Raw genomic sequence first — 23,325 nt, 5'->3', positions numbered from 1 at the left:
CGAAGCCGGCCCCACCCATGACCGCCGCCCTTGCCGTATCCGGACGTCGACGCCTTACCCAGGGTGAACTCGACATGATGGTCGAGGCGCACGAACGGCTGCAGTCGGGGCGTCCCGGCGGCAAGCGCCTGGTCATGCACTTCGTGGACATGTCCGGGCTCAACCTCTCGGCCCGCAACCTGTCCGACGCCGACTTCACCGGCTCGCTGTTCGACGGCGCGCGGCTGATCGGAACGCAGTTCGAGCGGGCGACGCTGTTCGGCTGCGACCTGCGCACGGCGGACCTGCGCAAGGCCAACCTCGCGCGCGCGGACCTCAGGGGCGCCTGCCTGCGCGGCGCGAACCTGACCAACGCCAACCTGCGCCAGGCGGACTTTCGCGTGGGCCAGATCTCCGTGCCGCACCCCCGCAAGGGGCTGGATTCCATGCGCCACGAGGCGCGCAGCGGCGACATCGACCACGCCATCCTGGCGGGGGCCAGCCTGGACGGGGCGCAATTGTCGGAGGCCTCGGCCTTCGCCACCGACTTTTCCGACTGTTCGCTGCGCGGCGCGAACCTGACCGGCGCCAATCTGAAGGAAGCCAACCTCTCCGGTGCGATCCTGGAAGGGGCCGATGTCGGCGGCGCCAACCTGGAGGGCGCCAATCTCGAAGGCGCCGTGCTCTCGGGCGTCGAGGTCGGCCGGGCCCGCACCTCCGGCGCCAACATGACCGGCTGCCTGACCCAGCCGACGCACGAGGCGCTGCTGCGCGCGCCGTTCCTGGCCCAGACCGCCAAGGGCCACCACGTCTGGGTCGCCACCGGCGGCAAGGGCGGCCAGCCGGGCAAGCTCGACGGCGAGGACATGCGCACCCTGGGCGACGCCCTGAAGGGCATGCGGCTGACCGCGCTCAGCGCCAAGGGCGCGTGCATGGTGGGCATGGACCTGACCGGGGCGCACCTGCAGGGGGCGAATCTGGAAGGCGCCGACCTGCGCGGCGCCGTGCTCAAGGGCGCCGACCTGCGCGGCGCGCGGCTGGCAGGCGCCAACCTCACGAAGGCCGACCTGCGCGGGGCCCAGGTCTGCGCCCTGCCGCTCGGTCCGGACCGCGGATCGCCGGCCAACCTCGCCCGCTGCCGCCTGCGCTACGCCCAGGCCCAGGCCGCCGACTTCAGCGACGCGGTGATGGACGAGACCGACCTCGGCGGCGCCGATTTCACCGGCGCCCTGATGCTGGGCGTCACCCTGCGCGGGGCCAACGTCACCACCGTGGTCGGCCTGGACCTCGGCGTCGACATCTGACCCCACGAAAAAGGGCGGCGCCTCGCGGCGCCGCCCCGTTCGTCTCGCGATACTCCTGCGAGGCCGGACTTAGGCGGCCTTTTCGCCTTCGATCAGGGTCTCGGCCGGCTTGGCGGCGCCGATCTCGATGCGGCGCGGCTTCAGCGCTTCCGGCAGTTCGCGCTTCAGGCTGATGGACAGCAGGCCATCGGCCAGGTTGGCGTCGGTGACCACGACATAGTCCGCCAGCTGGAAGCGGCGCTCGAAGTTGCGCTCGGCCAGACCGCGGTGCAGGTAGCGCTTGGCCTCGTCGTTGGCGACCTTGCGGCCCTGCACGGTCAGGAGGTTCTCCTTGACCTCGATGTTCAAGTCTTCCGGCTTGAAGCCGGCCACCGCGATCTCGATGCGGTAGGCGTTATCGGCGGTGCGTTCGATGTTGTACGGGGGATAGCCCGTGGCCGCTTCGCTGGTGGCGGCGTCGAGCAGGTCGGCCAGGCGGTCGAAACCCACGACGGAGCGGTAGAGGGGCGAGAAGTCGATCGTGCGCATACGGTACATCCTTCTTGGACAAGCAAGGTTGCAATGATGTGCGGACCGGGCGCGAGCCAACTGGCCTCGCGGGATCCGGGAGGCCCGGGAACCAGCGCCTCCAGCGATCTAGTTAGGCGCCGCAGATCGCCGTTCAAGGGGGGGCGCGGCGCCGACGAACTTGGCGGTCTGAACACTGTTCACTTGCGCCCGGCCCGGGGGCGGGCTAGGGGCGAACCTGGAACTCAAACCCCCGAGGGAGACCTTCGTCCATGGCTACGCTTCAAGAGCTCACCGACCGCGTCAAGACGGCCGTGGGCGACGACTCCGGTCTGGGCAAGAGCCTGAAATTCAATCTGAAGGGCGACGGCGTCGTCTACATCAACGGTGCGGAAGTCTCCAACGAGGACAAGCCCGCCGACCTGACCATGACCATCGCGCTGGACGACCTGGTCGCCATGGGCGAAGGCAAGCTGGACCCGATGACCGCGGTGATGACCGGCCGCCTGCAGCTGTCGGACATGGGCGTCGCCATGGGCCTGCAAGGCAAGATGCAGACCCTGTTCAACAAGATGCGCTGATCCGAGGTGGGCGAGGCTGCGCCCCTGATCGACACCCCCGCCGCCCCGGTTCCGCCGGGCGGCGAGGCGGCCTGGTTCGAGGGCGCCGGCGGCTTTCGGCTGCGGGCGGCCCTGTTTCCGGCGGTCGGGACCCCGCGCGGGTCCGTGGTGTTGAGCGGCGGGCGCACCGAGCCGATCGAGAAATACTTCGAGGTCATCGCCGAGCTGCGCGCGCGCGGCTTCACGGTGCTGGCCCACGACTGGCGCGGGCAGGGGCTGTCACAGCGCCTGCTGCCCCAGCGGCTGAAGGGCCACGCCGCCGGCTACCGCGCCTTCGTCGCCGATTTCACCGCCCTGATCACGGCCTACCAGGACCGGCTGCCGAAGCCCTGGATCGCCATGGGCCACTCCATGGGCGGGTGCCTGACGCTGCTGTGCCTGGCGCTGGGGCAGAAGGGCTTTTCCGGCGCGGTGCTCTCCGCGCCGATGCTGGCCCTGTTGACGGGCGGCATACCCAGGCCGATCGCGGTGCTGCTGTCGGGCGGGCTCTCCGCCCTCGGCGCGGCCGCCAATATGGTGCAGGGGCGGGCCGACAGCCCGATCACCTCACCGTTCGAGACCAACGTGCTGACCCACGACAGGGCCCGCTACGACCGCAACCAGGCGCAGGTCGAGGCCTGTCCGGATCTCGCCCTGGGCGGGCCGACCTGGGGCTGGCTGGACTTCGCCTTCCGCGCCATCGCCGAGCTGCGCTCGGGGACCGGCGTCACCCGCCTGGACATCCCGGTGACCGTGGTCGCGGCGGGGCAGGACAAGCTGGTGGACATCACCGGCCAGCGCCTCGTCACCGCCCGCATCGCCAAGGGCAGATTCGTCGAGATTCCCGGCGCCTACCACGAGATCCTGCAGGAGACCGACGACATCCGGACGGTGTTCTGGGGCGAGTTCGACGCCCTGGCCGACCAGGTCGCCCCGCGCGCCTGAGGGCGCCGTGAGACCCCTCACCCCACCCTCTCCCCGTAAACGGGGCGAGGGCTAAGTTCTTGTGGGGTCCGAATTCAAAAGCCCTCGCCCACGCAGTGTGGAGAGGGTTGGGTGAGGGGCGCGCGCCGCGCCTAGACCGTCGCCGCCCGCTTCAGCGCTACGAGCGCTTCGTCCAGCACGGCCTTTTCGCCGGCGATCGCCACCTGGCCGCCGAAGGCGCCCACCGGCGCGCCGGTCCAGTCGGTGACATAGCCGCCGGCGCCTTCCAGAACCGGGATCGCCGCATCGATGTCCCAGCTTTTCAGGCCGGCCTCGACCACCAGGTCGATGCGGCCGGCGGCCACCTGGGCGTAGGCATAGGCGTCGCAGCCGGTGCGCGCCAGGCGGGCGGCCGAGCGCACCTGTCGCCAGGCGCCCAGCTCGGCGCCGTTGAAGCAGGCGTGCGGATCGGTGGTGGCGATGATCGCCTGGGTGAGCGGAATGCCCTTGCGCACCTTCAGCGGGCGCGTCCCCTCGCGGCTGATCAGGCGCGAGCCGCCCGCGTGTCCGATGTAGATCTCGCCGGTATAGGCCTGGCCGATCGATCCCAGCACGGGCCGGCCCTGGAAGCGCAGGCCGATCAGCGTGGTCCAGACCGGCAGGCCGGCGATGAAGGCGCGGGTGCCGTCCACCGGGTCCAGCACCCAGACGAACTCGGCGTCCGGCCGGTCCTCGCCATATTCCTCGCCGATCACCCCGTGCTCGGGGAACCGTTCGCCGATCAGCTTGCGGATCGCCGCCTCCGCGCCCTTGTCCGCAGCGGTGACGGGGTCGAAGGCGCCCGCCGGCCCCTTGTCCTCCATGCCGTCCTGCTCGGTGCGGAACAGCGGCAGGATCACGTCTCCTGCGGCGGCGTTGAGGTCCAGCAGGAAGCGGTCGAGGGTGTCGAACTGGTCGGCGGTGAGCATCGGCAAGCTTTAGCCGAGGCCGCCGCCGCAATAAAGGCGGCCCCCCGCGGCCAAAGCCGCGGGGCCGTCCGTCCTAACCCCCAAGTTGAACGGAGACGGCGCCATCGAACCACGACGGCGGGCCAGGAGCGTGCTCGGCAGGAAGGTCAGGCCCTGCGTCAAAGCTGCACGCTCCAACTCGTCGGTCCGGCGCGACAGCGTCGCCGGACCTGGAACTTCAGGCGGCGTCGGAGTCTGCGCCGTTGAGCGACTTGGCCAGATCGAGCAGCCGCCGCCGCGGCCGCTCACCCAGCTGGTAATACGCGCGGATCAGGTCGAGGGTTTCCTTGCGGGCCACCAGTTCGCCCGGTCCGGCGATGTTGCCCGCGCGCTCGGAGTCGCGCTCGCGCAGGCGCTGGTTGGTCTCCGACAGGCCGTCGAAGAAGTAGCCCACCGGCACCTCCAGCGCCTCGGACAGCTGCCACAGGCGGGCGGCCGAGATGCGGTTGGCGCCGCACTCGTACTTCTGGATCTGCTGGAAGCGCACGCCGCAGGCGCCGGCCAGCTGCTGCTGGGTCAGGCCCAGCAGCCGACGCCGACGACGAAGCCGCTTGCCGAGGTGGAGGTCGATGTCATCGCCCATGGTGAACGCCTGCTCTCTCAGTCAATGCCCCTGTGCCGAAACGGCACGTCTGGCCTGATCTTCCGCAAGGCGTGTGCCGGGCGCCGGCGCCAGCCCAGGACGAGGGTGCGTTGCACGGTCGCAGGGCTGTGGCCTATTGGGGCCATGGCGAGGATGCGCGGCCCGGCGGGCCGGAACCCTGGACGGGGCGGGCGTATGTGGCGGGACGTGAGGTGGCGGCTGGAGGCCGCCGGGTTCGACCTGTTCACCCTGCTGATCCGCGCCCTGCCGGTGGACGTCGCCTCGGCCCTGGGCGCGCGGCTGGCGCGCTGGATCGGCCCGCTGACCCGGCAGCACCGGGTGGCGGCGCGCAACCTCAGGCTGGCGTTCCCGGACATGGGCGAGGCCGAGCGGGCGCGGCTGCTCGACGCCCAGTGGCGGAACGTGGGCCGCACCTTCTTCGAATTCCCCGTGGTCGACCGGCTGACCCCGGCCAGCGGGCGGGTCGAGGTGGTCGGGGCCGAGCGGCTGGCGGCGATCGCGGCGGGCGGTCCGCCGGCGGTGTTCGTCACCGGCCACTTCGCCAACTGGGAGGTGATGGCGGCGGTGATCGTGGGAGCGGGCGTGTCGTGCGACATCACCTACCGCGCGGCCAACAACCCCTACGTCGACGCGCGCATCAAGCGCAGTCGCCGCCGCTACGGCGTGCGCCTGTTCGCCCCGAAGGGCGCGGACGGCGCGCGCGAACTGCTGGAGGCGCTGCAGCGCGGGGTCTCGGTGGCGATGATGAACGACCAGAAGTACGACGGCGGCGTGCCGGCCCCGTTCTTCGGCCGGCCGGTGGACACCCTGCCGGCGGCGGCGCGCCTGGCGATCCGGTTCGGGGCTCTGGTGCAGCCGATCTCGCTGCAGCGCCTGGCCGGGGCGCGGTTCCGCTGCGTGCTGCACGCGCCGTTGGTGATGCCCGACACCGGCGATCGCGCCGCGGATATCGCCGCCGGCGTCGCCGCGATCACCGGCTTCATCGAGGATCGGGTGCGCGAGCGTCCGGAGGGATGGTTCTGGGTGCACCGGCGCTGGCCGGCGCGCGACTACGCCGAGCTGGAGGCCAGGGGGCTCTGAGGGCTCAGCCCTTGGGGTTCAGTTCCTGCCAGCGGGCGAGAGCCTCGGCCGGGCCGGCGTAGGCTTCCTGCAGCTGCGGGCTCCAGTAGCGCAGGGCCTCCAGCGGGATGCGCTTGCCGCTGACGGCGCAGATCACGTAGCGGCCCGGCTTCAGGATCGCCAGTTCGCCGTCGCCATAGTGGACCATGGCGATCTCGTTGGCCTTGCCGGTGAAGTCTCGGTCGTGCGCGTTCATGAGCTCAAGGATACCGCGATCGGGGCCGGTTCCAAATAGGGAGCGCAGCCGCCGCTTAGAAGAGGTCGCCCCTAGAAGAGGTCACCTTGGCCAGGGTCGCCGGGCTTGGGCCGCGCCGGCCTTGGCGGCGCCGGGCGCGGGGCGGGCGGGGCCGCGACGCCGGGTGGCAGGGACGCCGCGCCATCCACCACGGCCTGCCGGTCTCCGTCGGCGAAGTGCATGCGCACGGCCTCGCCGGCGCTCATCGCTCCGGCCGAGCGGATCAGCCGGCCCTCGGCGTCGTGGATACGGGCGAAGCCGCGGCTCAGGGGCCCGTCCGGGTTCAGCGACAGCCGCAGCTTCTCCAGCGCGACCAGCCGCTCCACCGACCGCTCCAGGCGCCGGTGCACGGCCGGGGCCAGCCGGTCCGCGCTGGCGGCCAGCCGCTGGGCGCCGTTCTGGATGGGCCGTTCGAGCAGCAGGCCCAGCTTCTCGACCCCCGCCATCCGGTCGGCCGACCGCTCGAGCCGGCGGCGGACCGCCGGCGCCAGGCGCTCGGCGCTGGCGCCCAGGCGCTGGCGGCCCACCTGGATCGGCCGCTCCAGCAGCCCCGGGCGCAGGCGCGAGGCGACCCGCACGTGGTCCTGGCGGTGAGCCGCGACGTTCTTCTCCAGCGCCGCGCCCAGCCGACCGGCAACCAGGTCCAGGCGCTGGGTGGCGATGGCCATCAGGTCGGTGGGGCGGGGCAGGCCGCGCGCCGCGGCCGACAGGCGCGTGCGGCGGTGTTCCAGGGTGCGCTCGCCGCACTGGGTCATGCGCCGGCTGTAGTCGGCCACCTGGGCCGCCAGCTCGGCGAACACCGGCGTGGCCATCTCCGCCGCCGCGGTCGGCGTGGGCGCGCGGCGGTCCGAGACGAAGTCGATCAGGGTGGTGTCGGTCTCGTGCCCCACCGCGGAGATCAGCGGGATCGTGGTCGCGGCCACCGCCCGGGCCAGGGCCTCGTCGTTGAACGGCCACAGGTCCTCCACCGACCCCCCGCCGCGGGCCACGATCAGCAGGTCGGGGCGCGGGATCGGGCCGCCCGGCGGCAGGGCGTCGAAGCCCTGGATGGCGGCGCGCACCTGGGCGGCAGCCTGGTCGCCCTGCACCACCACCGGCCAGACGATCACCCGGCAGGGCCAGCGGTCGCGGATGCGGTGCAGGATGTCGCGGATCACCGCCCCGGTGGGGCTGGTGACCACGCCGATCACCCGGGGCATGGCCGGCAGCGGCCGCTTGCGGTCCGCGGCGAACAGGCCCTCGGCGGCCAGTCGCGCCTTCAGCCGCTCCAGCTGGGCCAGCAGGGCGCCCATGCCCGCCGGCTCCATGGTCTCGATGATGATCTGGTACTGGCTGCGGCCGGGAAAGGTGGTGACCTTGCCGGTGACGATCACTTCCAGCCCGGTCTCCGGCCGCACGTTCAGCTGGCGGACATTGCCCTTCCAGATCACGCCGGAAATCGAGGCCCGCTCGTCCTTGATGTCCAGGTAGACGTGGCCGTTGCCGTGGAAGGTGACCTTGGACAACTCGCCGCGCAGGCGCACGAAGCCGTAGGCGTCCTCGATGGTGCGCTTCAGCGCGAAGGCCAGTTCCGAGACGGAATAGGCCTGGGCGTTGCCGCCCCCTGGCTGGGCGTTGCCGGGGGCGGCGGTCCCGGACTCGGGCGCGAGATCGGTCATGCGCGCCTCTATAGCGCCTCCCTCCCGGGTGGGGGGAGGGAGGGCTGTCAGTTGTGACCGCTAGATGTAGCGGCGCAGGGAGCGGGCCAGCTCGTTGGCGCCGGACTTCTTCTTGGTCTGCTGCGGCTGGTAGGCGATCCGCGCATGCTCGTTGCAGTACGGGCCCTCGCCCCCGGAGCGGCGGCCGCAGAAGGTGAACCCGTCGGTCGCCGGATCGCCGATCGGCCACTTGCACATGTGCGCGCCGAGCGTCAGCACGGTGGCCGTGCCGGGCGCCTCGACGAAGTTCGCCGGACGCGGGGCCGGGACCTGAGCGGCCTCCACCGGCGCGGCGGCGGCTGCGGCCGGACGGCGGGCGGCGGGCTGGGCCGCGACAACCGGCCGCGCCGGGCGGGCCGGCTTGAACGCCGGGCGGGCGGGTTGCGAGGGCGCCGCACGGCCGGACAGGCCCAGACGGTGCACCTTGCCGATCACCGCATTGCGGGTGACGCCGCCCAGCTGCTTGGCGATCTGGCTGGCGGACAGGCCGTCGAGCCAGAGTTTCTTCAGCATTTCAACGCGTTCGTCGGTCCAACCCATGACTGAAACCCTCCAACCCCTGCTGCAAGGAGGACGAGGCGCTCCCCATAAACGCCCGGCCCCACATCTTGTGTCCCCGAGGGCCGTCGTTACCGATGGCCTACTAGATATCGTGCACAAACTCTTAAGGGACACAATAGGCGCCCCTCCATCTGTCCACAGGATCAATATGTTGATCGAACGTCGTGCGACTTGCGCGCGGGCCTTCGCGGGCGCACATCAGGCGCCATGAAGGACATGCCCGCCGCCGCCGTCGTTCCGCCGCCGCCCCGCGTCTACAACGGGGTCAACTGGGAGGGGCTGCGCACCCTCTACCTCCGCGAGGTTCGCCGATTCTGGAAGGTGGGAATGCAGACCCTGACCGCCCCGGTGGTCACGGCGCTGCTGTACATGCTGGTGTTCGTGGTGGCGGTCGGCCGCCGGCGGGTGATCGAGGGGGTGGACTTCAGCCTGTTCATCATCCCCGGCCTGGTGATGATGCAGATCCTCTCCAACGCCTTCTCCAACTCCTCGTCATCGCTGCTGCAGGCCAAGATGAACGGCCTGATCGGCGACTTCCTGATGCCGCCGCTGTCGCCTTCGGAGCAGGTGATCGGCTTTGCCGCCGGCGCCGCGACCCGCGGCATCATGGTGGGCGCCATCGCCGGCCTGGCGGTGATCCCCTTCGCCCACGGCCTGCGCATCGCCCACCCCTGGGCGGTGCTCTATTTCGGCCTCGGCGCCTCGCTGGTGATGGGGCTGCTGGGCATCGTCGCGGCGATCTGGAGCGAGAAGTTCGACCACATCGCCGCGGTGACCAACTTCGTGATCATGCCGATGACGTTCCTGTCCGGCACCTTCTACCTCGTGGAAGGGCTGCCCGAGCCGTTCCGCACGATCTCGCACTTCAACCCGTTCTTCTACCTGATCGACGGCTTCCGCTACGGCTTCATCGGCGCCGCCGACGGCTCGGTCGCCATCGGCGCGGCCCTGACCGCGGGCCTGGTGCTGATCCTCACCGCCGTCTGCTGGCGAATGTTCGCCACGGGCTACAAGCTGAAGACCTGAGGCGGGGCGGCGCGGAGCGCCGCTCACACACTCTCTCTGTCATCCCGGAAAGCCGCGAAGCGGCTTATCCGGGACCGCGGGAAGCGCTAGCGTTGCAACCGCAATGCGAGAAGAGCGCATCTACGCCGTCTACATCGTGACCAACGTCCGGCGCGGCGTGCTGTACGTCGGCGTGACTGGTGACCTCGTCGGCCGGGCGCGTCAGCACCGCTTCGGTGAGGTTCCCGGCTTCACCCTTGACTGGGGCTGCAAGCGGCTGGCCTGGTTCGAACTTCATGGGGATGTAGCGCAGGCGATCGCGCGAGAGAAGGCGATCAAGCGCTGGCCCCGGGCGTGGAAGTTCCAACTCGTTGAGGCGCTCAATCCCGATTGGGCGGATCTTTGGGAAGGGCTCGCTGGCGGTGGACGCTATCCGTGGGAAGATGAACTGGGACAGGATCCGGAGGGGGTTTCTGCGCGGCTCTGGTTCGACGAGGCTAGGCCGCACGGCCGAAGGCCCGGCGTTTCCGGCGGTCCCGGATATCCGCTGCGCGGATTCCGGGATGACAGAGGGAAGGGGAGGGGGTGAAGAAACGTCAGCAATTTCACCGCCTCGCCCCGCCCCCCTGTCACATACCCGCGATTGACAGCGGGGCCCCTTGAGACGAAAACGCGACGCTTCCCGTCCCTGCGCCCCTGGTGCGGGGATTTTCGCGCTTCTGGGAGGCTTATCCAATGGCGCAAGCACCCTCGCCGACCGTTCCGACCGACCACATCCTGCGCGTCTACAACCGCGCCCCGCTGGCGTTCGAACGAGGCCGAGGCGCGCGCCTCTATACCGTCGACGGCGAGGAATACCTGGACTGCCTGGCCGGCATCGCCACGACGGGCCTGGGCCACGCCCACCCCAAGGTGGTGCAGGCGCTGAAGGACCAGGCCGAGAAGCTGTGGCACGTGTCCAACATCTTCCGCATCCCGGGCCAGGAGGCCCTGGCCAGGAAGCTCACCGACGCCACCTTCGCCGACGTGGTGTTCTTCACCAACTCGGGCACCGAGGCGGTGGAGTGCGCGCTGAAGACGGCGCGCAAGTATCACTGGGCCAACGGCCAGCCCGAGCGGATCGACATCTTCGGCTTCGACGGCGCCTTCCACGGGCGCAGCTACGCGGCGGTGTTCGCCGCCGGCAACCCGTCCTACGTCGAGGGCTTCGGCCCGGCGCTGCCCGGCTACAAGACCCTGCCGTTCGGCGACCTGGACGCCTTCAAGGCCGCCGTCGGCCCGGACACCTGCGCCATCATCGTCGAGCCGGTGCAGGGCGAGGGCGGGGCCCGCGCCCTGACGCCCGAGACGCTGAAGGCGATGCGCGACCACTGCACCGAACACGGCGTGCTGGTGATCTACGACGAGATCCAGTGCGGCCTCGGCCGCACCGGCAAGCTGTTCGCCCACGAATGGGCGGAGGGCGCGGCGCCCGACATCATGTGCGTGGCCAAGGCGCTGGGCGACGGCTTCCCTGTGGGCGCGTGCCTCGCCACCGCCGAGGCGGCCAAGGGCATGACCGTCGGCTCGCACGGCTCGACCTACGGCGGCAACCCGCTGGCCATGGCGGTGGGCCTGGCGGCGTTCGACGAGCTCTCCAAGCCCGAGACGCTCGAGAACGTGCGCACCATCGCCGGCTATTTCACGCAAGGGCTCAAGGGTCTGCAGGACCGCTATCCCGACGTCATCGCCGACATCCGCGGCAAGGGGCTGCTGATCGGCGTGAAGCTGATCCCCAACAACCGCGACTTCATGCAGCTCGCCCGCGACGAGAAGCTGCTGGTGGCCGGCGGCGGCGACAACTGCGTGCGCCTGCTGCCCTCGCTGCTGCTGACCCAGGACGAGGCCCGCGAGGCGATCGAAAAGCTGGAACGCGCGTGCGAGGCGGTGCGGAAGAAGGCGGCGGCATGACGGCCCCCCGCCACTTCCTCGATCTGTGGAGGATGGAGGGCGGGACCCTGCGCGCCATCCTCGAGGACGCCAAGGCCCGCAAGGCGGCCCGCAAGGGCTGGCCGCAGGGGCGTGTGGACGCCGATGCGCCGGGTCGCGACCGCGTGCTGGCGATGATCTTCCAGAAGAATTCCACGCGCACCCGCTTCTCGTTCGACGCCGCCATCCGCCAGCTGGGCGGGCAGGGGATCATCTCCTCGTCCACCGACATGCAGCTGGGCCGCGGCGAGACCATCGAGGACACCGCCAAGGTGCTCTCGCGCATGGTCGATGCGGTGATGATCCGCGCCGACCGGCACGAGGACGTCGAGCGCTTCGCCCTGGCCTCCACCATCCCGGTGATCAACGGCCTGACCGACCGCAGCCACCCGTGCCAGATCCTGGCCGACCTGATGACCTTCGAGGAGCATCGCGGCCCGGTGGCGGGCAAGACGATCGCCTGGGTCGGCGACGGCAACAACGTCTGCGCCAGCTTCATCCACGCCACCGCCAAGCTGGGCTTCAGGCTGGTGGTGGCCTGCCCGCCCAAGTACCACCCCGACCTGCGCGACCTGGCGCGGGCGGCGGAGGAACAGGGCCGGGTGGAGGTCACCGACGACCCGCACGCCGCCGTCCGCGGCGCCGACTGCGTGGTCGCCGACACCTGGGTGTCGATGGGCGACCTGGACCATGACGAGCGGCTGGAGGCCCTGGAGCCCTACCAGGTCGACCAGTCGCTGATGGACCTGGCCGATCCGCGCGCCGTGTTCCTGCACTGCCTGCCCGCGCACCGCGGCGAGGAGGTGACGGACGAGGTGATGGACGGGCCGCAGTCGCTGGTCTGGGACGAGGCCGAAAACCGCATCCACGTGCAGAAGTCGATCCTGGCCTGGTGCTTCGGCGGGGTCGCCTAGTCTTCAGCTCTGGCGGGGCGCGGTGACACGCCGCGGCCCGCTTGCCCTTCGACCCGCCGGGCCGGTCTCGCATTCGCCCGGCAAGAGCCTATATCCGCGCCGTGCCTGACATCATTGCTCCCCCCGTGGCCGACGACCTCGTCGCCGCCTTCCAGATCGAGAACCAGCCCGTGCGAGGGCGCATCGTGCGCCTGGGCCCGGCCGTGGACGAGATCCTGACCCGCCACGCCTATCCTGAGGCGGTGGCCAACCTGCTGGGCGAGGCCTGCGCCCTGGCCGCCGTGGTCGGCGCGTCGCTGAAGTTCGACGGCCGGCTGATCGTCCAGGCCCAGGGCGACGGACCGGTGCGCTACGTGGTGGTCGACTACGACACCGAGGGCTCGCTGCGCGGCTACTGCCGCTACGACGAGGCCGAGGTGGCGCGGGTCTCCGAAGGCTTTGTCCGGCCGGGCGCGCGCACCCTGCTGGGCAAGGGCGTGTTCATCATGACCGTGGACCAGGGCCCGGACATGGACCGCTACCAGGGCGTCACCCCGATCGAGGGCGAGACCCTGGCGCTGTGCGCCGAGCAGTACTTCGCCCAGTCGGAACAGACGCCCACCCGCGTACGCCTGGCGGTCGGCCAGGCCGACGCCGGCGCCGGGCCGCACTGGCGCGCCGGCGGCCTGTTCATCCAGAACATCGCCGAGGACGACGCGCGCGGCTCGACGGAAGAGGCCTGGATCACCGCCCAGGCCCTGTTCGAGACGGTGGGCGAGGACGAGCTGATCGACCCGACCATCAACAGCCAGACCCTGCTGTGGCGCCTGTTCCACGAGGACGGCGTGCGCATGTTCGAACCCAAGCCGCTGCAGGCCTTCTGCCGCTGCTCGCCCGAGCGCATCGTCGGCGTGCTGAAATCCTTCCCCGAGGAGGACGTCGCCGGCATGGTCGAGGCGGACGGTCGCATCCGCGTGACGTGCGAATACTGTTCGCGGGTGTATGCGCTGACGGCGGACGAGGTGGCGTAGGTCCGCGCACGGCAGCCCCCATCCCGGCCTTCGGCCGTACTTCCCCCAATGGGGGAAGAGAACGGATGAGCGCGCTGCGACGATCTCTCTCTTCCCCCTCTGGGGGAAGTACCCGCGAAGCGGGGGAAGGGGGCTCCAGCGGAGAGCTACCCCCTCAGTTCATCCGCTTCACCGCCTCGGGCATGTGCAGCGAGAACTCCGGGATCTCGGCGTCGAACACCTCGCCGCCGTCGGTGACCATCTGGTAGCTGCCGCGCATGGCGCCCGACGAGGTGGCGAGCGGACAGGCCGAGATGTAGCGGTAGGCCTCGCGCGGCTTCAGGGTCGGCTGCTCGCCGACCACCCCGGGACCCTTGACCTCCTCCACCCGGTTCAGGGCGTCGGTGATGATCCAGTGGCGCGAGACCAGCTGCACGGTCTCGGTCCCGTGGTTCTCGATCTCGATGGTGTAGGTCCACGAGAAGCGGTTGTTGGCCGGGTCGGACTGGCTGGGCTGATAGATCGGCGCCGCGCGCACCAGGATGTCCCGGGTGCGAGCCTCGTAGACGTCGCGGGGCGGACCTCGACTCATCTGTCGCGCCTCATCGCCCGATCCTCGCGCCCAGGTTCATCCTTGGCCTCACGCCGCGTCCAGCGCCCGCTGGATGTCCCGCGCCAGGTCGCGGGGGCTTTCCAGGCCGAACGACACCCGCACCCAGCCGGCGGTCAGGCCGATTTCCAGCCGCTGTTCCTCGGTCATGGCCCGGTGGGTGGTGGTGCTGGGATGGGTGGCCATGGACTTGGCGTCGCCGAGATTGTTCGAGATGTCCAACAGTTCCAGACGATTGAGGAAGCGGAACGCGGCCGCCTGGGTTCCCAGATCGAACGCCACCAGGCTGCCGCCGCCGGCCATGGCGTTGCCGCCGCCGGTCATCTGCCGCTGGGCGATGGCGTGCTGCGGGTGGTCCTTGCGGCCGGGGTAGCGCACCTGCTTGACCTTGGCGTGGGCGGCGATCAGGTCGGCCAGCTCGGCCGCGGTGTCGCTCTGGCGGCGCACCCGCAGGTCCAGCGTCTCCAGGCCCTTCAGCAGCACCCAGGCGTTGAACGGCGACAGCGACGGGCCGGTGTGGCGGATGAAGTCGCGGTAGAACTCGTCCAGCAGGGCGTTGGCGCCCAGCACCGCCCCGCCCATCACCCGGCCCTGGCCGTCGATGTGCTTGGTGGCGGAATACACCACCACGTCGGCGCCCAGCTGCAGCGGCTTCTGGAAGATCGGCGTGGCGAAGACGTTGTCCACCACCACCTTGGCCCCGGCCTCGCGGGCGATGGCGCTGATCGCGGCGATGTCGCAGATCTCCAGCAGCGGGTTGGCCGGGGTCTCCAGGAAGAACACCTTGGTGTTGGGCCGCACCGCCGCCTTCCAGGCGTCCAGGTCCGGGCCGTCGACGAAGGTCGCCTCGATGCCGTAGCGCGGTCCCCAGTTGTTCAGGATCCAGCGGCACGAGCCGAACAGGGCGCGGCCCGCCACCACGTGGTCGCCGGCGCGCAGCAGGCCCGTCAGCGCCAGGTGCACCGCCGCCATGCCCGACGCCGTGCCGCGGCAGCCCTCGGCGCCCTCCAGCAGCGCCAGGCGCTGTTCGAACATGCTGACGGTGGGGTTGCCGTAGCGCGAATAGATGAAGCCCGGATCGGTCCCGGCGAAGCGCGCGTCGGCCCCCTCGGCGCTGTCGTAGACGAACGACTGGGTGAGGTAGAGCGCCTCCGCCGTCTCGCCGATCGGCGACCGCATCAGCCCGCCGCGGATCAGACGCGTGGCGACATCCCAGTTGCGGGGATCTTCGGCGGTGTCATCGGCCATGGCGGCCTCCCGGCTTTGCGGCGAAAGGGCCGGCATAGAAGGCGCCGGGGCGGGGGTGGTCAAGGCCCGGCGGCCCGGGGCCTTGCCAAGCGCGCGATCTAAGCTAAGGCTTGCTGGTCCGATGAGTGACACCTCCCCGCAATCGCATCCGCAATCCTCGGCCGCCGCCGGCGCCGGCATCCTGCCGTGCCAGTCGATCGAGGATCTGGTGGCCCAGGCGGCCATCTCCACCCAGACCCCCTGGGACGCCGATCAGGTGCAGCCCGCCAGCCTCGACCTGCGCCTCGGCGCCCGGGTCTGGCGCGTGCGCGCCTCGTTCCTGCCGCGCGTGGGCCGCCGCGTGCTGGAGCGCCTGGCCGACGTCTCCATGCACGAGCTCGACCTGACCAAGGGCGTGGTGCTGGAGAAGGGTTGCGTCTACATCGCCGAGCTGCAGGAGCGTCTGGCCCTGCCGCCGGGCGTCTCGGCGCGCGGCAACCCCAAGAGCTCCACCGGCCGGGTCGACGTGTTCGTGCGCCTGCTCACCGACGGCCAGCCGGCGTTCGACAATGTCGCCGAGGGCTACGAGGGGCCGCTGTACCTTGAGATCGCGCCGCAGACCTTCTCGGTGCTGGTGCGCTCCGGCACCCGCCTGGCGCAGCTGCGCCTCAAGCGCGGGACCCCGCCGCTGCTGTCGGTGCGCAGCGTCGGCGTCGACCTGACCCAGGCCGTCGCCGGCTTCCGCGGCCGCCGCCACGCCGGCGTCGTCGACCTCGACAAGGAGGACGGCCACGACCCGCACGACTACTGGGAGCCGCTGGAGCCGCGCCACGGCGAGCTGCTGCTCGACCCCGGCGAGTTCTACATCCTCGCCTCCAAGGACGCCGTGCAGATCCCGGTGCTGGAAGCCGCCGAGATGACCCCGATCGACCCGTCCGTGGGCGAGTTCCGCGTGCACTACGCCGGCTTCTTCGACCCCGGCTTCGGCACCGCGGAGACCGACAGCGTCGGCGCCCGCGGCGTGCTGGAGGTGCGCAGCCACGAGACCCCGTTCCTGCTGGAGGACGGCCAGACCGTCGCGCGCCTGGTGTTCGAACCCCTCACCGCCCGCCCGACCCGCCTCTACGGCGAAGACGGCTCGCACTACCAGCGCCAGGGCCTGAAGCTCTCCAAGCACTTCAAGGCCTGGACCTAGGGCGGCCCCCCTCTCTCAGCCGTCACCCTCGGGCGTCAGTTCCGAGGGTCAATGCACACGTGAGACCGGTTGGCGCGCTTCGAAGGGCGCGCCACGACGGGTCGGCTGCCGCTCCAGCAACGCGCCGCTGCCGCTCGCGACGTCGCTGCACGTGTCCATGGATCCCCGGGACTGACGCCCGGGGATGACGGTGCAGGGGCGGTCGAGTGTAAAGGGGCATTGACATCCATGGACGCCCGTATGACAAGTATCCTTGTCATTTGGACAAGGGAACTGGACGAGCCATGCCTCAACCCGTCAACGCCGCGGTGCGCCGCTACTATCTGCGTTTCGGCGTCGCCATGGGCCTCTACGCGGCCGCCCTGGTGGCGGCCATCGAGCTGCTGCGCGTCGTGCCGGCGGGCAGTCCGGCGCGCTATGCGCTGGCGGTGGCGCCGGCCCTGCCGCTGGTCGGGGTGATCGTCGCCATCGGCCGCTACCTGGTGGAGGAGGCCGACGAGTTTCGCCGCATGCTGCTGGTGCAATCGATGCTGTGGGGCCTGGCGGCGCTCCTGACGATCACCACCGTCTGGGGGTTCCTCGAGCTGTTCGCCGGCGCCCCGCGCCTGCAGCTGTTCCTGGTGTTCCCGATCTTCTGCGCCGGCATGGGCGTCTCCCAGGCGCTCCTGTTCCGGAGGTACCGGTGAGGAACCGCCTGAAGGTGTTGCGCGCCGAGCGGAACTGGAGCCAGCAGGACCTGGCCGAGCGCCTGGGCGTCTCGCGCCAGAGCGTCAACGCCATCGAGACCGGCAAGTACGACCCCAGCCTGCCGCTGGCCTTCCGCATCGCCCGGCTGTTCGAGGCGCCGATCGAGGCGATCTTCGAGGCCGAGTGAGCCGCCTCAGCTGGCCCGCAGGTAGATCGACTGCTTGGGCCGCTCGACCACCCGCCGCAGCATCGGCTCGAAGGCTTCCAGGGGCATGGAGTCGTAGGCCGGGTCGAAGCTGTTCTGGTCGTACAGGTGGCAGAACTGGGCGCAGTGCTCGAAGTGCGGATGGCCGCGGTACTGCTCGCGCATGTCGCGGTCCAGGCCCAGGTAGTGGAAGAAATAGTAGCCCTGGAACACGCCGTGCTTGTCGAGCATCCAGTGGTTGGCCTCGGAGACGTAGGGCTTCATCACCACCGCGCCGATCTCGGCGTGGTTTGACGGGCCCAGGATGTCGCCGATGTCGTGCATCAGGGCGCAGATCACATATTCCTCGTCGCGCCCGTCGCGGAACGCCCGGGTGGCGGTCTGCAGCGAGTGTTCCAGCCGGGTCACCGCGAAGCCGCCGGAGTCGGCTTCCAGCATGCGCAGGTGCGCCAGCATGCGGTCGGGCAGCGCCTTGCGGTAGGGCTGGCCGGCCAGGCCGATGGCGGCCCAGTCCTCGGGGGTGCCCTGGGTCATGGCGTGGAACTTCGCCTGCGGGTGCGCTTCGCCGTCGGCCATGATCACGGTCCTCCTCTTGCCGCGCCATGGTGGGACGCGGCCCGCGCGCGGTCAATCCGCACGGCGCGCCGACCGGCGTCTTGCCCGGACGGCGGTTTTGGCTATGTTGCGCGCCCGGCCGACGGCCGCGCGGGCGTAGTTCAGAGGTAGAACGTCAGCTTCCCAAGCTGAATGTCGGGGGTTCGATTCCCCCCGCCCGCTCCAACCCTCCCTCAGTTCACCGGTTGTCGGCTTCACCGCCGGGCGCGTGGCGCATCAGGAGAACGACTCCTCGACCGGCTTTTCCTTCGCGCGATAGAACACGCGGGCCAGGGGATCGGCCAGGAGGATCAACACCAGGCCCAGCCCGAACCGGTAGAGAAAGGTCTCGACATCGACCGCCAGGGGCAGTGTCGAGGTGGTCGGCAGGCCCAGCACCTTGACCACCATAAAATAGATGTCGCTGAACGATTCCAGCACCTTCCAGGCGCCGCCGATGCGGATCGCCAGGGCGAAGGCTTCTCTTCCAGTCATGACTGCGGTCCCCCCGTGGATCACGCCACGGTAGAGGCGTGAGGCGGGCTGTCCACCGCTAAGAAGGCGGCGCCTGGCGGAGGCGGCGCGCGGCCTTGCCGGGGCCGAGCCGGCCGGCGCGCGCAATGGCGGGACGCCGTGGACCGGCGTGAACCGGCGCCAGAAACCGGACGGTCGGGGGGCTACTTGCCTTCGGTCTGTCCGGGGCGGCGGCGTTCGCGACGGGTGAGCATGGCGAAGGTCTGGTCGTCCAGGCGCGTCTGGCTGAGCAGTTTCAGCAGGACGGCGGTGGCGGCGCGGATCTCGTCGGCGGTCAGCACGCCGCGATAGCGGTCGTTGACGCCGTTGGCGGCGAGCACCGAGCGGCGCAGGTGTTCCAGGCCCGTGGCGGTGATGCGCACGAAGATCTCGCGGCGATCGGCGTCGGAACGCACCCGCTCCACCAGGCCATCGCGCACCATCGGGTCCAGGAGCCGGGTGAGGGTGGTGCGCTCGATCATCGAGCCACGCGACAGCTGGGTCATGGTGGCCTCGGCGTTCACCGACAGCCAGCCCAGCACGCGGTTGCGCGAGACGCTCATCGACAGGGGACGAAGCTCGGTCTCCAGCTCGCGCAGGCGCAGCGCCTCGAACACAGACAGCAGGTAGATCAGGTAGCGGCCGCCGGACTCGTCCGCCGTCAGGCCTTCGGCGACGGGGGTGTCCGGGGTGGGGCGGTCATCGGCAGGCGGCATGGCGTGGCTTGCGGACATCGTGGGGCTGTCGGCTGTCTGGCCGAGCGAATCATCGACGCATCTTAGCGTCGTGGCGAAATCGCCCTGGGATTGAATCCCTGGGCGGAGGCGCCGGGGCGAAGGTGGGCGGCGGCCCTCAGGCCGAGCGCACGCCTCAGGCCACGCGCACCCCGTCGACGGTCGCCAGGCGCGGGCGCTGGCTCGGCGTGGCGGGCCGGCCCTCGCTGGCCCGCCGCAGCGCCAGGTCGGCGGCGAAGGCGGCCAGGTTCAGCGCCAGGGCGATGAAGAAGGCGAAGCGCCAGCCCCAGTCCAGCAGGTCGGCGCGGCCGAGGCTGAGGGCGAGACCGCCGGCCAGGGCGGCCGCCAGTCCGCCGCCCGCCAGCAGGGCCAGACCCCAGGTCCGCCAGGCCAGCGCCCGCAGCCCCGGCCCGGCGTGCGCCGGCAGGCCGGCGCCCAGGCGGCCGATGGCCAGGCCCTGGACCAGCCGGGCGACCACCAGGCCCGCCGGGGCCCAGGCCGCGTGCCCGACGGCGGGCAGCAGGGAGATGGCGACGGTGGCGACGGTCAGCCCCGCGCGGGCGGCCGCCTTGCCCGTCCACGGACGGCGGCGGTCCGCGGGCCAGCGCGCGACGACGGCGGCGACCGCATAGGCCAGGCCCCAGAGCGCCAGCGCGGCGGCGAGGGCCGCGCCAGGGGGCAGGCCGCTGAAGAAGGCGGCCGGGAACACGGCGAGGGCGGCAAGGCCGGTGACGGCCAGGTCGAAGGCCTGGGGCAGGGCGGCCAGGGCCAGGGCCGCGCCCAGATCGGCCGTGGCGATGTCCTGCGGGCCGTCCGGGGCGGGCGCGCCGGCGGCGCCCTGTTGCGAAGGCCAAGCGTAGCTGTGGCTCATGCCCTGTTCCTGGCCCTGGTCTTCCCTGTTTCCCCGGCTTGGGGTCGCCCCGGTTCGGGGGCGCCGCGTTTCGCGGTCTTGACGGCAGCATGACCGAGCGGGCGCCGGGCGCAACCGAAAACCGCCGCCCCCTTGGACAAACCGTCCAATGGCGTCCACGCGCGAGAGGGCTTTATTGCGACGCAACATGCGTTGCGTTCTCAAAAGGGTCTTGGGTCCCCTGACAAAACTCAAGCCCGTCCTTGCGGTTTCCGCGCTCGCGTTGCTGGGCGGCTGCAAGATGGTGGTCATGGATCCCGCCGGCGATGTTGCGATGCAGCAGCGCAACCTGATCCTGCTGGCGACCGGGCTGATGCTGCTGATCATCGTGCCGGTGATCGTCGCCACCCTGGTGTTCGCCTGGCGCTACCGCGCCTCCAACACCACCGCGACCTACGCGCCGGACTGGAGCCACTCCACGCGGCTGGAGGTGCTGATCTGGGGCGCGCCGATGGCGATCATCCTGGTGCTGGGCGCGGTGACCTGGGTCACCTGCCACACTCTGGATCCCTATCGTCCGATCGGCCGCATCGCCGCCGGCCGGCCCGTCCCGGCGGGGGTGAAGCCGCTGGAGGTCGACGTGGTCGCCCTCGACTGGAAATGGCTGTTCATCTACCCGGAACAGGGCGTCGCGACGGTCAACGAGCTGGCCGTGCCGGTGGACCGGCCGCTGGCGTTCAAGATCACCGCCGCCTCGGTGATGAACTCGTTCTACGCCCCCGATCTTGCCGGCCAAGTCTACGCCATGCCCGGCATGCAAACCCAGCTGCACGGCGTGCTGAACAGGGTCCGCGACAGCGAGGGCTTCTCGGCCAACTACAGCGGCGCGGGCTTCTCGGGCATGCGCTTCAAGGTGCGCGGCCTGACCCCGGCCGGCTTCGACGCCTGGGTCGCCCAGGCGCGGCAGGGCGGGGCGCCGGGGCAGGGCGCCCTGACGCGGGCGGCCTATGCGTCGCTCGCCCGGCCCAGCGCCGACCAGCCGGTCCGCCGCTTCGCCGGCGTCGACCCCGCCCTGTTCACCGACATCGTCAACCGCTGCGCGGCGGACGGCAGCGGCTGCAAGGACCGTTCGGACTACCGCATGGCCTTCGCCTCGGAGGCGCTCGCCGCCGCCACCCGCGCGATCTGCGCGCCAAAGGATCGGGGCCCGCCGTCCCAGCGGCCCCGATCGCAAATCCCGTCGTGAGCCCCGCCATGACCCAGCCCGACCTGCCCCTGCCTGATCTGCCCCTGTCCGTCGCCCAGCCCTGGTCGTTCCTGTTCGGCCGGCTGACCTGGGACGCCCTGCCGCTGCACGAGCCGATCCTGCTGGCGACCTTCGCCGGCGTCGCCGTCGCCGGCCTGGCGGTGCTGGGCCTGATCACCCGCCATCGCCTGTGGGGCTACCTGTGGCGCGAGTGGTTCACCAGCGTCGACCACAAGAAGATCGGCGTGATGTACATCGTGCTGGCGGTGGTGATGCTGCTGCGCGGTTTTGCCGACGCGATGATGATGCGCGCCCAGCAGGCGGTGGCGTTCGGCGCCAACCACGGCTATCTGCCGCCGCAGCACTACGACCAGATCTTCACCGCCCACGGCGTGATCATGATCTTCTTCGTGGCCATGCCGCTGGTCACCGGGCTGATGAACTTCGTCGCCCCGCTGCAGATCGGCGCGCGGGACGTGGCCTTCCCGTTCCTCAACAACTTCAGCTTCTGGATGACGGTCGGCGGCGCGGTGCTGGTGATGGCCTCGCTGTTCGTCGGCGAGTTCGCCCGCACCGGCTGGCTGGCCTACCCGCCGCTGTCCGGCCTGGCCGAGAGCCCCGACGTGGGCGTCGACTACTACATCTGGGCGCTGCAGGTGGCCGGGGTGGGGACCCTGCTGTCCGGGGTCAACCTGGTGGCCACCATCCTGAAGCTGCGCGCGCCGGGCATGAGCCTGATGCGCATGCCGGTGTTCACCTGGACGGCGCTGTGCACCAACGTGCTGATCGTCGCCACCTTCCCGGTGCTGACGGCGGTGCTGGCGCTGCTGTCGCTCGACCGCTACGTCGGCACGCACTTCTTCACGGCCGATCTCGGGGGCGACCCGATGATGTACGTGAACCTGATCTGGATCTGGGGACACCCCGAGGTCTACATCCTGATCCTGCCGGCCTTCGGAGTGTTCTCCGAGGTGGTGGCGACGTTCAGCGGCAAGCCCCTCTTCGGCTACACCTCGATGGTCTACGCCACCGCGGCGATCACCGTGGCCTCGTACCTGGTGTGGCTGCACCACTTCTTCACCATGGGCGCGGGCGCCGACGTGAACGCCTTCTTCGGCGTCACCACGATGATCATCTCGATCCCCACCGGGGCGAAGATCTTCAACTGGCTGTTCACGATGTACCGCGGCCGCATCCGCTTCGAGCTGCCGATGCTGTGGACCCTGGGCTTCATGGTCACCTTCGTGATCGGCGGCATGACCGGGGTGCTGCTGGCGGTGCCGCCGGCGGACTTCGTGCTGCACAACAGCCTGTTCCTGGTGGCGCACTTCCACAACGTGATCATCGGCGGGGTGGTGTTCGGCATGTTCGCCGGCATCGCCTACTGGTTCCCCAAGGCGTTCGGCTTCCGGCTCGACCCCTTCTGGGGCAAGGTCTCGTTCTGGTGCTGGCTGGTGGGCTTCTGGCTGGCCTTCACGCCGCTGTACGTGCTGGGCCTGATGGGGGTCACCCGCCGCCTGAGCCACTTCGACGACCCGTCGCTGCAGATCTGGTTCGTGATCGCCGCGATCGGCGCCGGGGTGATCATGCTCGGCATCGCCGCCTTCCTGGTGCAGCTGGTGGTCAGCTTCCGCAACCGCGAGGCCCTGGCCGACCTGACCGGCGACCCGTGGGACGGCCGCACCCTGGAATGGTCCACCGCCTCGCCGCCGCCGGCCTACAACTTCGCCTTCACCCCGGTGGCCCGCGCCCGCGACGCCTGGTGGGACATGAAGCGCAACGGCTATCGCCGCCCGCTGAGCGGCTTCCGGCCGATCCACATGCCGCGCAACACCGGCGCCGGGGTGATCCTGGCGGCGCTCAGCGTCGCCGCCGGCTTCGGCCTGATCTGGCACATGTGGTGGCTGGGCGTGGGCGCCCTGGCGGCCGTGGTGGTGGGCGCCATCGTCCACAGCTTCAACCGCCAGCGCGACTTCCACATCCCCGCCGAGACGGTGGTGGCCGAGGAAGACTACCGCACCCAGACCCTCGGCCGAGCCGCTTAAGGGAGCC

Annotated in this window: 26 protein-coding genes and 1 tRNA gene; 15 read left to right on the top strand and 12 right to left on the bottom strand. The window is 70.7% G+C overall.

The features are described from left to right. Positions 1 to 17 precede the first annotated feature (17 nt). Positions 18 to 1,283, top strand: a complete 1,266-nt coding sequence (locus ACO2Q3_RS04915; protein ID WP_423305416.1) for a pentapeptide repeat-containing protein — start codon at positions 18 to 20, stop codon at positions 1,281 to 1,283. Positions 1,284 to 1,352: 69 nt separating this feature from the next. On the opposite strand, the gene ACO2Q3_RS04910 is transcribed toward ACO2Q3_RS04915, so the two are convergent. Beyond that, positions 1,353 to 1,811 (bottom strand): Hsp20 family protein, encoded by a 459-nt coding sequence (locus tag ACO2Q3_RS04910; RefSeq protein ID WP_423305415.1) that lies wholly within the window; start codon positions 1,809 to 1,811, stop codon positions 1,353 to 1,355. Between the two features lie 251 nt (positions 1,812 to 2,062). Here ACO2Q3_RS04910 and ACO2Q3_RS04905 point away from each other — a divergent pair, with 251 nt between their 5' ends. Both ACO2Q3_RS04905 and ACO2Q3_RS04900 read left to right on the top strand, forming a co-directional pair. After that, positions 2,063 to 2,371, top strand: a complete 309-nt coding sequence (locus ACO2Q3_RS04905; RefSeq protein WP_423305414.1) for an SCP2 sterol-binding domain-containing protein — start codon at positions 2,063 to 2,065, stop codon at positions 2,369 to 2,371. 6 nt (positions 2,372 to 2,377) lie between these two features. Continuing rightward, entirely contained in the window at positions 2,378 to 3,334 is a 957-nt protein-coding gene (locus ACO2Q3_RS04900; RefSeq protein WP_423305413.1) for an alpha/beta fold hydrolase, read from the top strand. A gap of 131 nt (positions 3,335 to 3,465) precedes the next feature. On the opposite strand, the gene hisN is transcribed toward ACO2Q3_RS04900, so the two are convergent. Further along, positions 3,466 to 4,281, bottom strand: a complete 816-nt coding sequence (hisN, locus tag ACO2Q3_RS04895) for a histidinol-phosphatase (RefSeq protein ID WP_423305412.1) — start codon at positions 4,279 to 4,281, stop codon at positions 3,466 to 3,468. A 217-nt stretch (positions 4,282 to 4,498) separates the two neighbouring features. Beyond that, on the bottom strand, positions 4,499 to 4,903 hold the full coding sequence (locus ACO2Q3_RS04890; protein WP_423305411.1) for a helix-turn-helix domain-containing protein: 405 nt from the start codon (positions 4,901 to 4,903) through the stop codon (positions 4,499 to 4,501). 195 nt (positions 4,904 to 5,098) lie between these two features. Between ACO2Q3_RS04890 and ACO2Q3_RS04885 the strand changes: the two genes are divergently transcribed. Next, positions 5,099 to 6,004 carry a lysophospholipid acyltransferase family protein gene (locus ACO2Q3_RS04885; protein WP_423305410.1) on the top strand — a complete coding sequence of 302 codons (906 nt, stop codon included), beginning with the start codon at positions 5,099 to 5,101 and terminating at the stop codon, positions 6,002 to 6,004. Between the two features lie 4 nt (positions 6,005 to 6,008). Here ACO2Q3_RS04885 and ACO2Q3_RS04880 read toward each other — a convergent pair whose 3' ends face one another. The 3 genes from ACO2Q3_RS04880 to ACO2Q3_RS04870 all read right to left on the bottom strand — a co-directional run bounded on the left by ACO2Q3_RS04880 (position 6,009) and on the right by ACO2Q3_RS04870 (position 8,515). Then, entirely contained in the window at positions 6,009 to 6,239 is a 231-nt protein-coding gene (locus ACO2Q3_RS04880; RefSeq protein ID WP_423305409.1) for a DUF2093 domain-containing protein, read from the bottom strand. A gap of 71 nt (positions 6,240 to 6,310) precedes the next feature. Beyond that, the gene (gene xseA, locus ACO2Q3_RS04875; RefSeq protein ID WP_423305408.1) at positions 6,311 to 7,936 is read right to left on the bottom strand and encodes an exodeoxyribonuclease VII large subunit; all 1,626 of its coding nucleotides are present in this window, start codon (positions 7,934 to 7,936) and stop codon (positions 6,311 to 6,313) included. A gap of 60 nt (positions 7,937 to 7,996) precedes the next feature. Next, positions 7,997 to 8,515 carry a GcrA family cell cycle regulator gene (locus ACO2Q3_RS04870; protein ID WP_423305407.1) on the bottom strand — a complete coding sequence of 173 codons (519 nt, stop codon included), beginning with the start codon at positions 8,513 to 8,515 and terminating at the stop codon, positions 7,997 to 7,999. A 228-nt stretch (positions 8,516 to 8,743) separates the two neighbouring features. Between ACO2Q3_RS04870 and ACO2Q3_RS04865 the strand changes: the two genes are divergently transcribed. From ACO2Q3_RS04865 to ACO2Q3_RS04845, 5 genes are all read left to right on the top strand, one after another. Then, positions 8,744 to 9,562 (top strand): ABC transporter permease, encoded by an 819-nt coding sequence (locus ACO2Q3_RS04865; protein WP_423305406.1) that lies wholly within the window; start codon positions 8,744 to 8,746, stop codon positions 9,560 to 9,562. Positions 9,563 to 9,665: 103 nt separating this feature from the next. After that, entirely contained in the window at positions 9,666 to 10,130 is a 465-nt protein-coding gene (locus ACO2Q3_RS04860) for a GIY-YIG nuclease family protein (protein ID WP_423305405.1), read from the top strand. Positions 10,131 to 10,276: 146 nt separating this feature from the next. Next, on the top strand, positions 10,277 to 11,491 hold the full coding sequence (locus ACO2Q3_RS04855; RefSeq protein ID WP_423305404.1) for an aspartate aminotransferase family protein: 1,215 nt from the start codon (positions 10,277 to 10,279) through the stop codon (positions 11,489 to 11,491). Next, positions 11,488 to 12,423, top strand: a complete 936-nt coding sequence (argF, locus tag ACO2Q3_RS04850) for an ornithine carbamoyltransferase (RefSeq protein ID WP_423305403.1) — start codon at positions 11,488 to 11,490, stop codon at positions 12,421 to 12,423. Before ACO2Q3_RS04855 ends, argF begins: the two co-directional genes overlap by 4 nt. A gap of 110 nt (positions 12,424 to 12,533) precedes the next feature. After that, a complete protein-coding gene (locus tag ACO2Q3_RS04845) occupies positions 12,534 to 13,433 on the top strand; it encodes an Hsp33 family molecular chaperone (RefSeq protein ID WP_423305656.1) in 900 nt (299 codons plus the stop codon). Between the two features lie 154 nt (positions 13,434 to 13,587). Here ACO2Q3_RS04845 and apaG read toward each other — a convergent pair whose 3' ends face one another. Together apaG and metZ are read right to left on the bottom strand one after the other, a co-directional pair. After that, positions 13,588 to 14,004 (bottom strand): Co2+/Mg2+ efflux protein ApaG, encoded by a 417-nt coding sequence (apaG, locus tag ACO2Q3_RS04840; protein WP_423305402.1) that lies wholly within the window; start codon positions 14,002 to 14,004, stop codon positions 13,588 to 13,590. 48 nt (positions 14,005 to 14,052) lie between these two features. Continuing rightward, positions 14,053 to 15,270 (bottom strand): O-succinylhomoserine sulfhydrylase, encoded by a 1,218-nt coding sequence (metZ, locus tag ACO2Q3_RS04835; RefSeq protein ID WP_423305401.1) that lies wholly within the window; start codon positions 15,268 to 15,270, stop codon positions 14,053 to 14,055. Between the two features lie 121 nt (positions 15,271 to 15,391). Here metZ and ACO2Q3_RS04830 point away from each other — a divergent pair, with 121 nt between their 5' ends. The 3 genes from ACO2Q3_RS04830 (at position 15,392) to ACO2Q3_RS04820 (ending at position 17,318) form a co-directional block, all read left to right on the top strand. Next, on the top strand, positions 15,392 to 16,444 hold the full coding sequence (locus tag ACO2Q3_RS04830; protein ID WP_423305400.1) for a 2'-deoxycytidine 5'-triphosphate deaminase: 1,053 nt from the start codon (positions 15,392 to 15,394) through the stop codon (positions 16,442 to 16,444). Positions 16,445 to 16,728: 284 nt separating this feature from the next. Next, positions 16,729 to 17,130, top strand: coding sequence for a hypothetical protein (locus tag ACO2Q3_RS04825; RefSeq protein ID WP_423305399.1), 402 nt, complete (start codon positions 16,729 to 16,731; stop codon positions 17,128 to 17,130). Then, a complete protein-coding gene (locus ACO2Q3_RS04820; protein WP_423305398.1) occupies positions 17,127 to 17,318 on the top strand; it encodes a helix-turn-helix transcriptional regulator in 192 nt (63 codons plus the stop codon). Before ACO2Q3_RS04825 ends, ACO2Q3_RS04820 begins: the two co-directional genes overlap by 4 nt. Positions 17,319 to 17,324: 6 nt before the next feature. On the opposite strand, the gene ACO2Q3_RS04815 is transcribed toward ACO2Q3_RS04820, so the two are convergent. Continuing rightward, positions 17,325 to 17,912 (bottom strand): HD domain-containing protein, encoded by a 588-nt coding sequence (locus ACO2Q3_RS04815; RefSeq protein WP_423305397.1) that lies wholly within the window; start codon positions 17,910 to 17,912, stop codon positions 17,325 to 17,327. 129 nt (positions 17,913 to 18,041) lie between these two features. On the opposite strand from ACO2Q3_RS04815, the gene ACO2Q3_RS04810 reads away from it, so the two are divergent. Beyond that, a tRNA-Gly gene (locus ACO2Q3_RS04810) sits at positions 18,042 to 18,116 on the top strand. A gap of 51 nt (positions 18,117 to 18,167) precedes the next feature. Here the strand turns inward: ACO2Q3_RS04810 and ACO2Q3_RS04805 are convergent. The 3 genes from ACO2Q3_RS04805 to ACO2Q3_RS04795 form a co-directional block, all read right to left on the bottom strand. After that, on the bottom strand, positions 18,168 to 18,425 hold the full coding sequence (locus tag ACO2Q3_RS04805) for a hypothetical protein (protein ID WP_423305396.1): 258 nt from the start codon (positions 18,423 to 18,425) through the stop codon (positions 18,168 to 18,170). Positions 18,426 to 18,607: 182 nt separating this feature from the next. Then, positions 18,608 to 19,159, bottom strand: a complete 552-nt coding sequence (locus ACO2Q3_RS04800; RefSeq protein WP_423305395.1) for a MarR family winged helix-turn-helix transcriptional regulator — start codon at positions 19,157 to 19,159, stop codon at positions 18,608 to 18,610. 154 nt (positions 19,160 to 19,313) lie between these two features. Further along, on the bottom strand, positions 19,314 to 20,048 hold the full coding sequence (locus ACO2Q3_RS04795) for a hypothetical protein (RefSeq protein ID WP_423305394.1): 735 nt from the start codon (positions 20,046 to 20,048) through the stop codon (positions 19,314 to 19,316). Between the two features lie 148 nt (positions 20,049 to 20,196). On the opposite strand from ACO2Q3_RS04795, the gene cyoA reads away from it, so the two are divergent. Both cyoA and cyoB read left to right on the top strand, forming a co-directional pair. Further along, positions 20,197 to 21,273, top strand: a complete 1,077-nt coding sequence (cyoA, locus tag ACO2Q3_RS04790) for a ubiquinol oxidase subunit II (RefSeq protein ID WP_423305393.1) — start codon at positions 20,197 to 20,199, stop codon at positions 21,271 to 21,273. 8 nt (positions 21,274 to 21,281) lie between these two features. Then, the gene (cyoB, locus tag ACO2Q3_RS04785; protein WP_423305392.1) at positions 21,282 to 23,318 is read left to right on the top strand and encodes a cytochrome o ubiquinol oxidase subunit I; all 2,037 of its coding nucleotides are present in this window, start codon (positions 21,282 to 21,284) and stop codon (positions 23,316 to 23,318) included. Positions 23,319 to 23,325 lie beyond the last annotated feature (7 nt).

This window comes from Caulobacter sp. KR2-114, assembly GCF_049446115.1.
Taxonomy (GTDB): Bacteria; Pseudomonadota; Alphaproteobacteria; order Caulobacterales; family Caulobacteraceae; genus Acaudatibacter.
The sequence above is the reverse complement of the archived record's forward strand: the minus strand, read 5'-3'. Positions and strand labels throughout refer to the sequence as shown.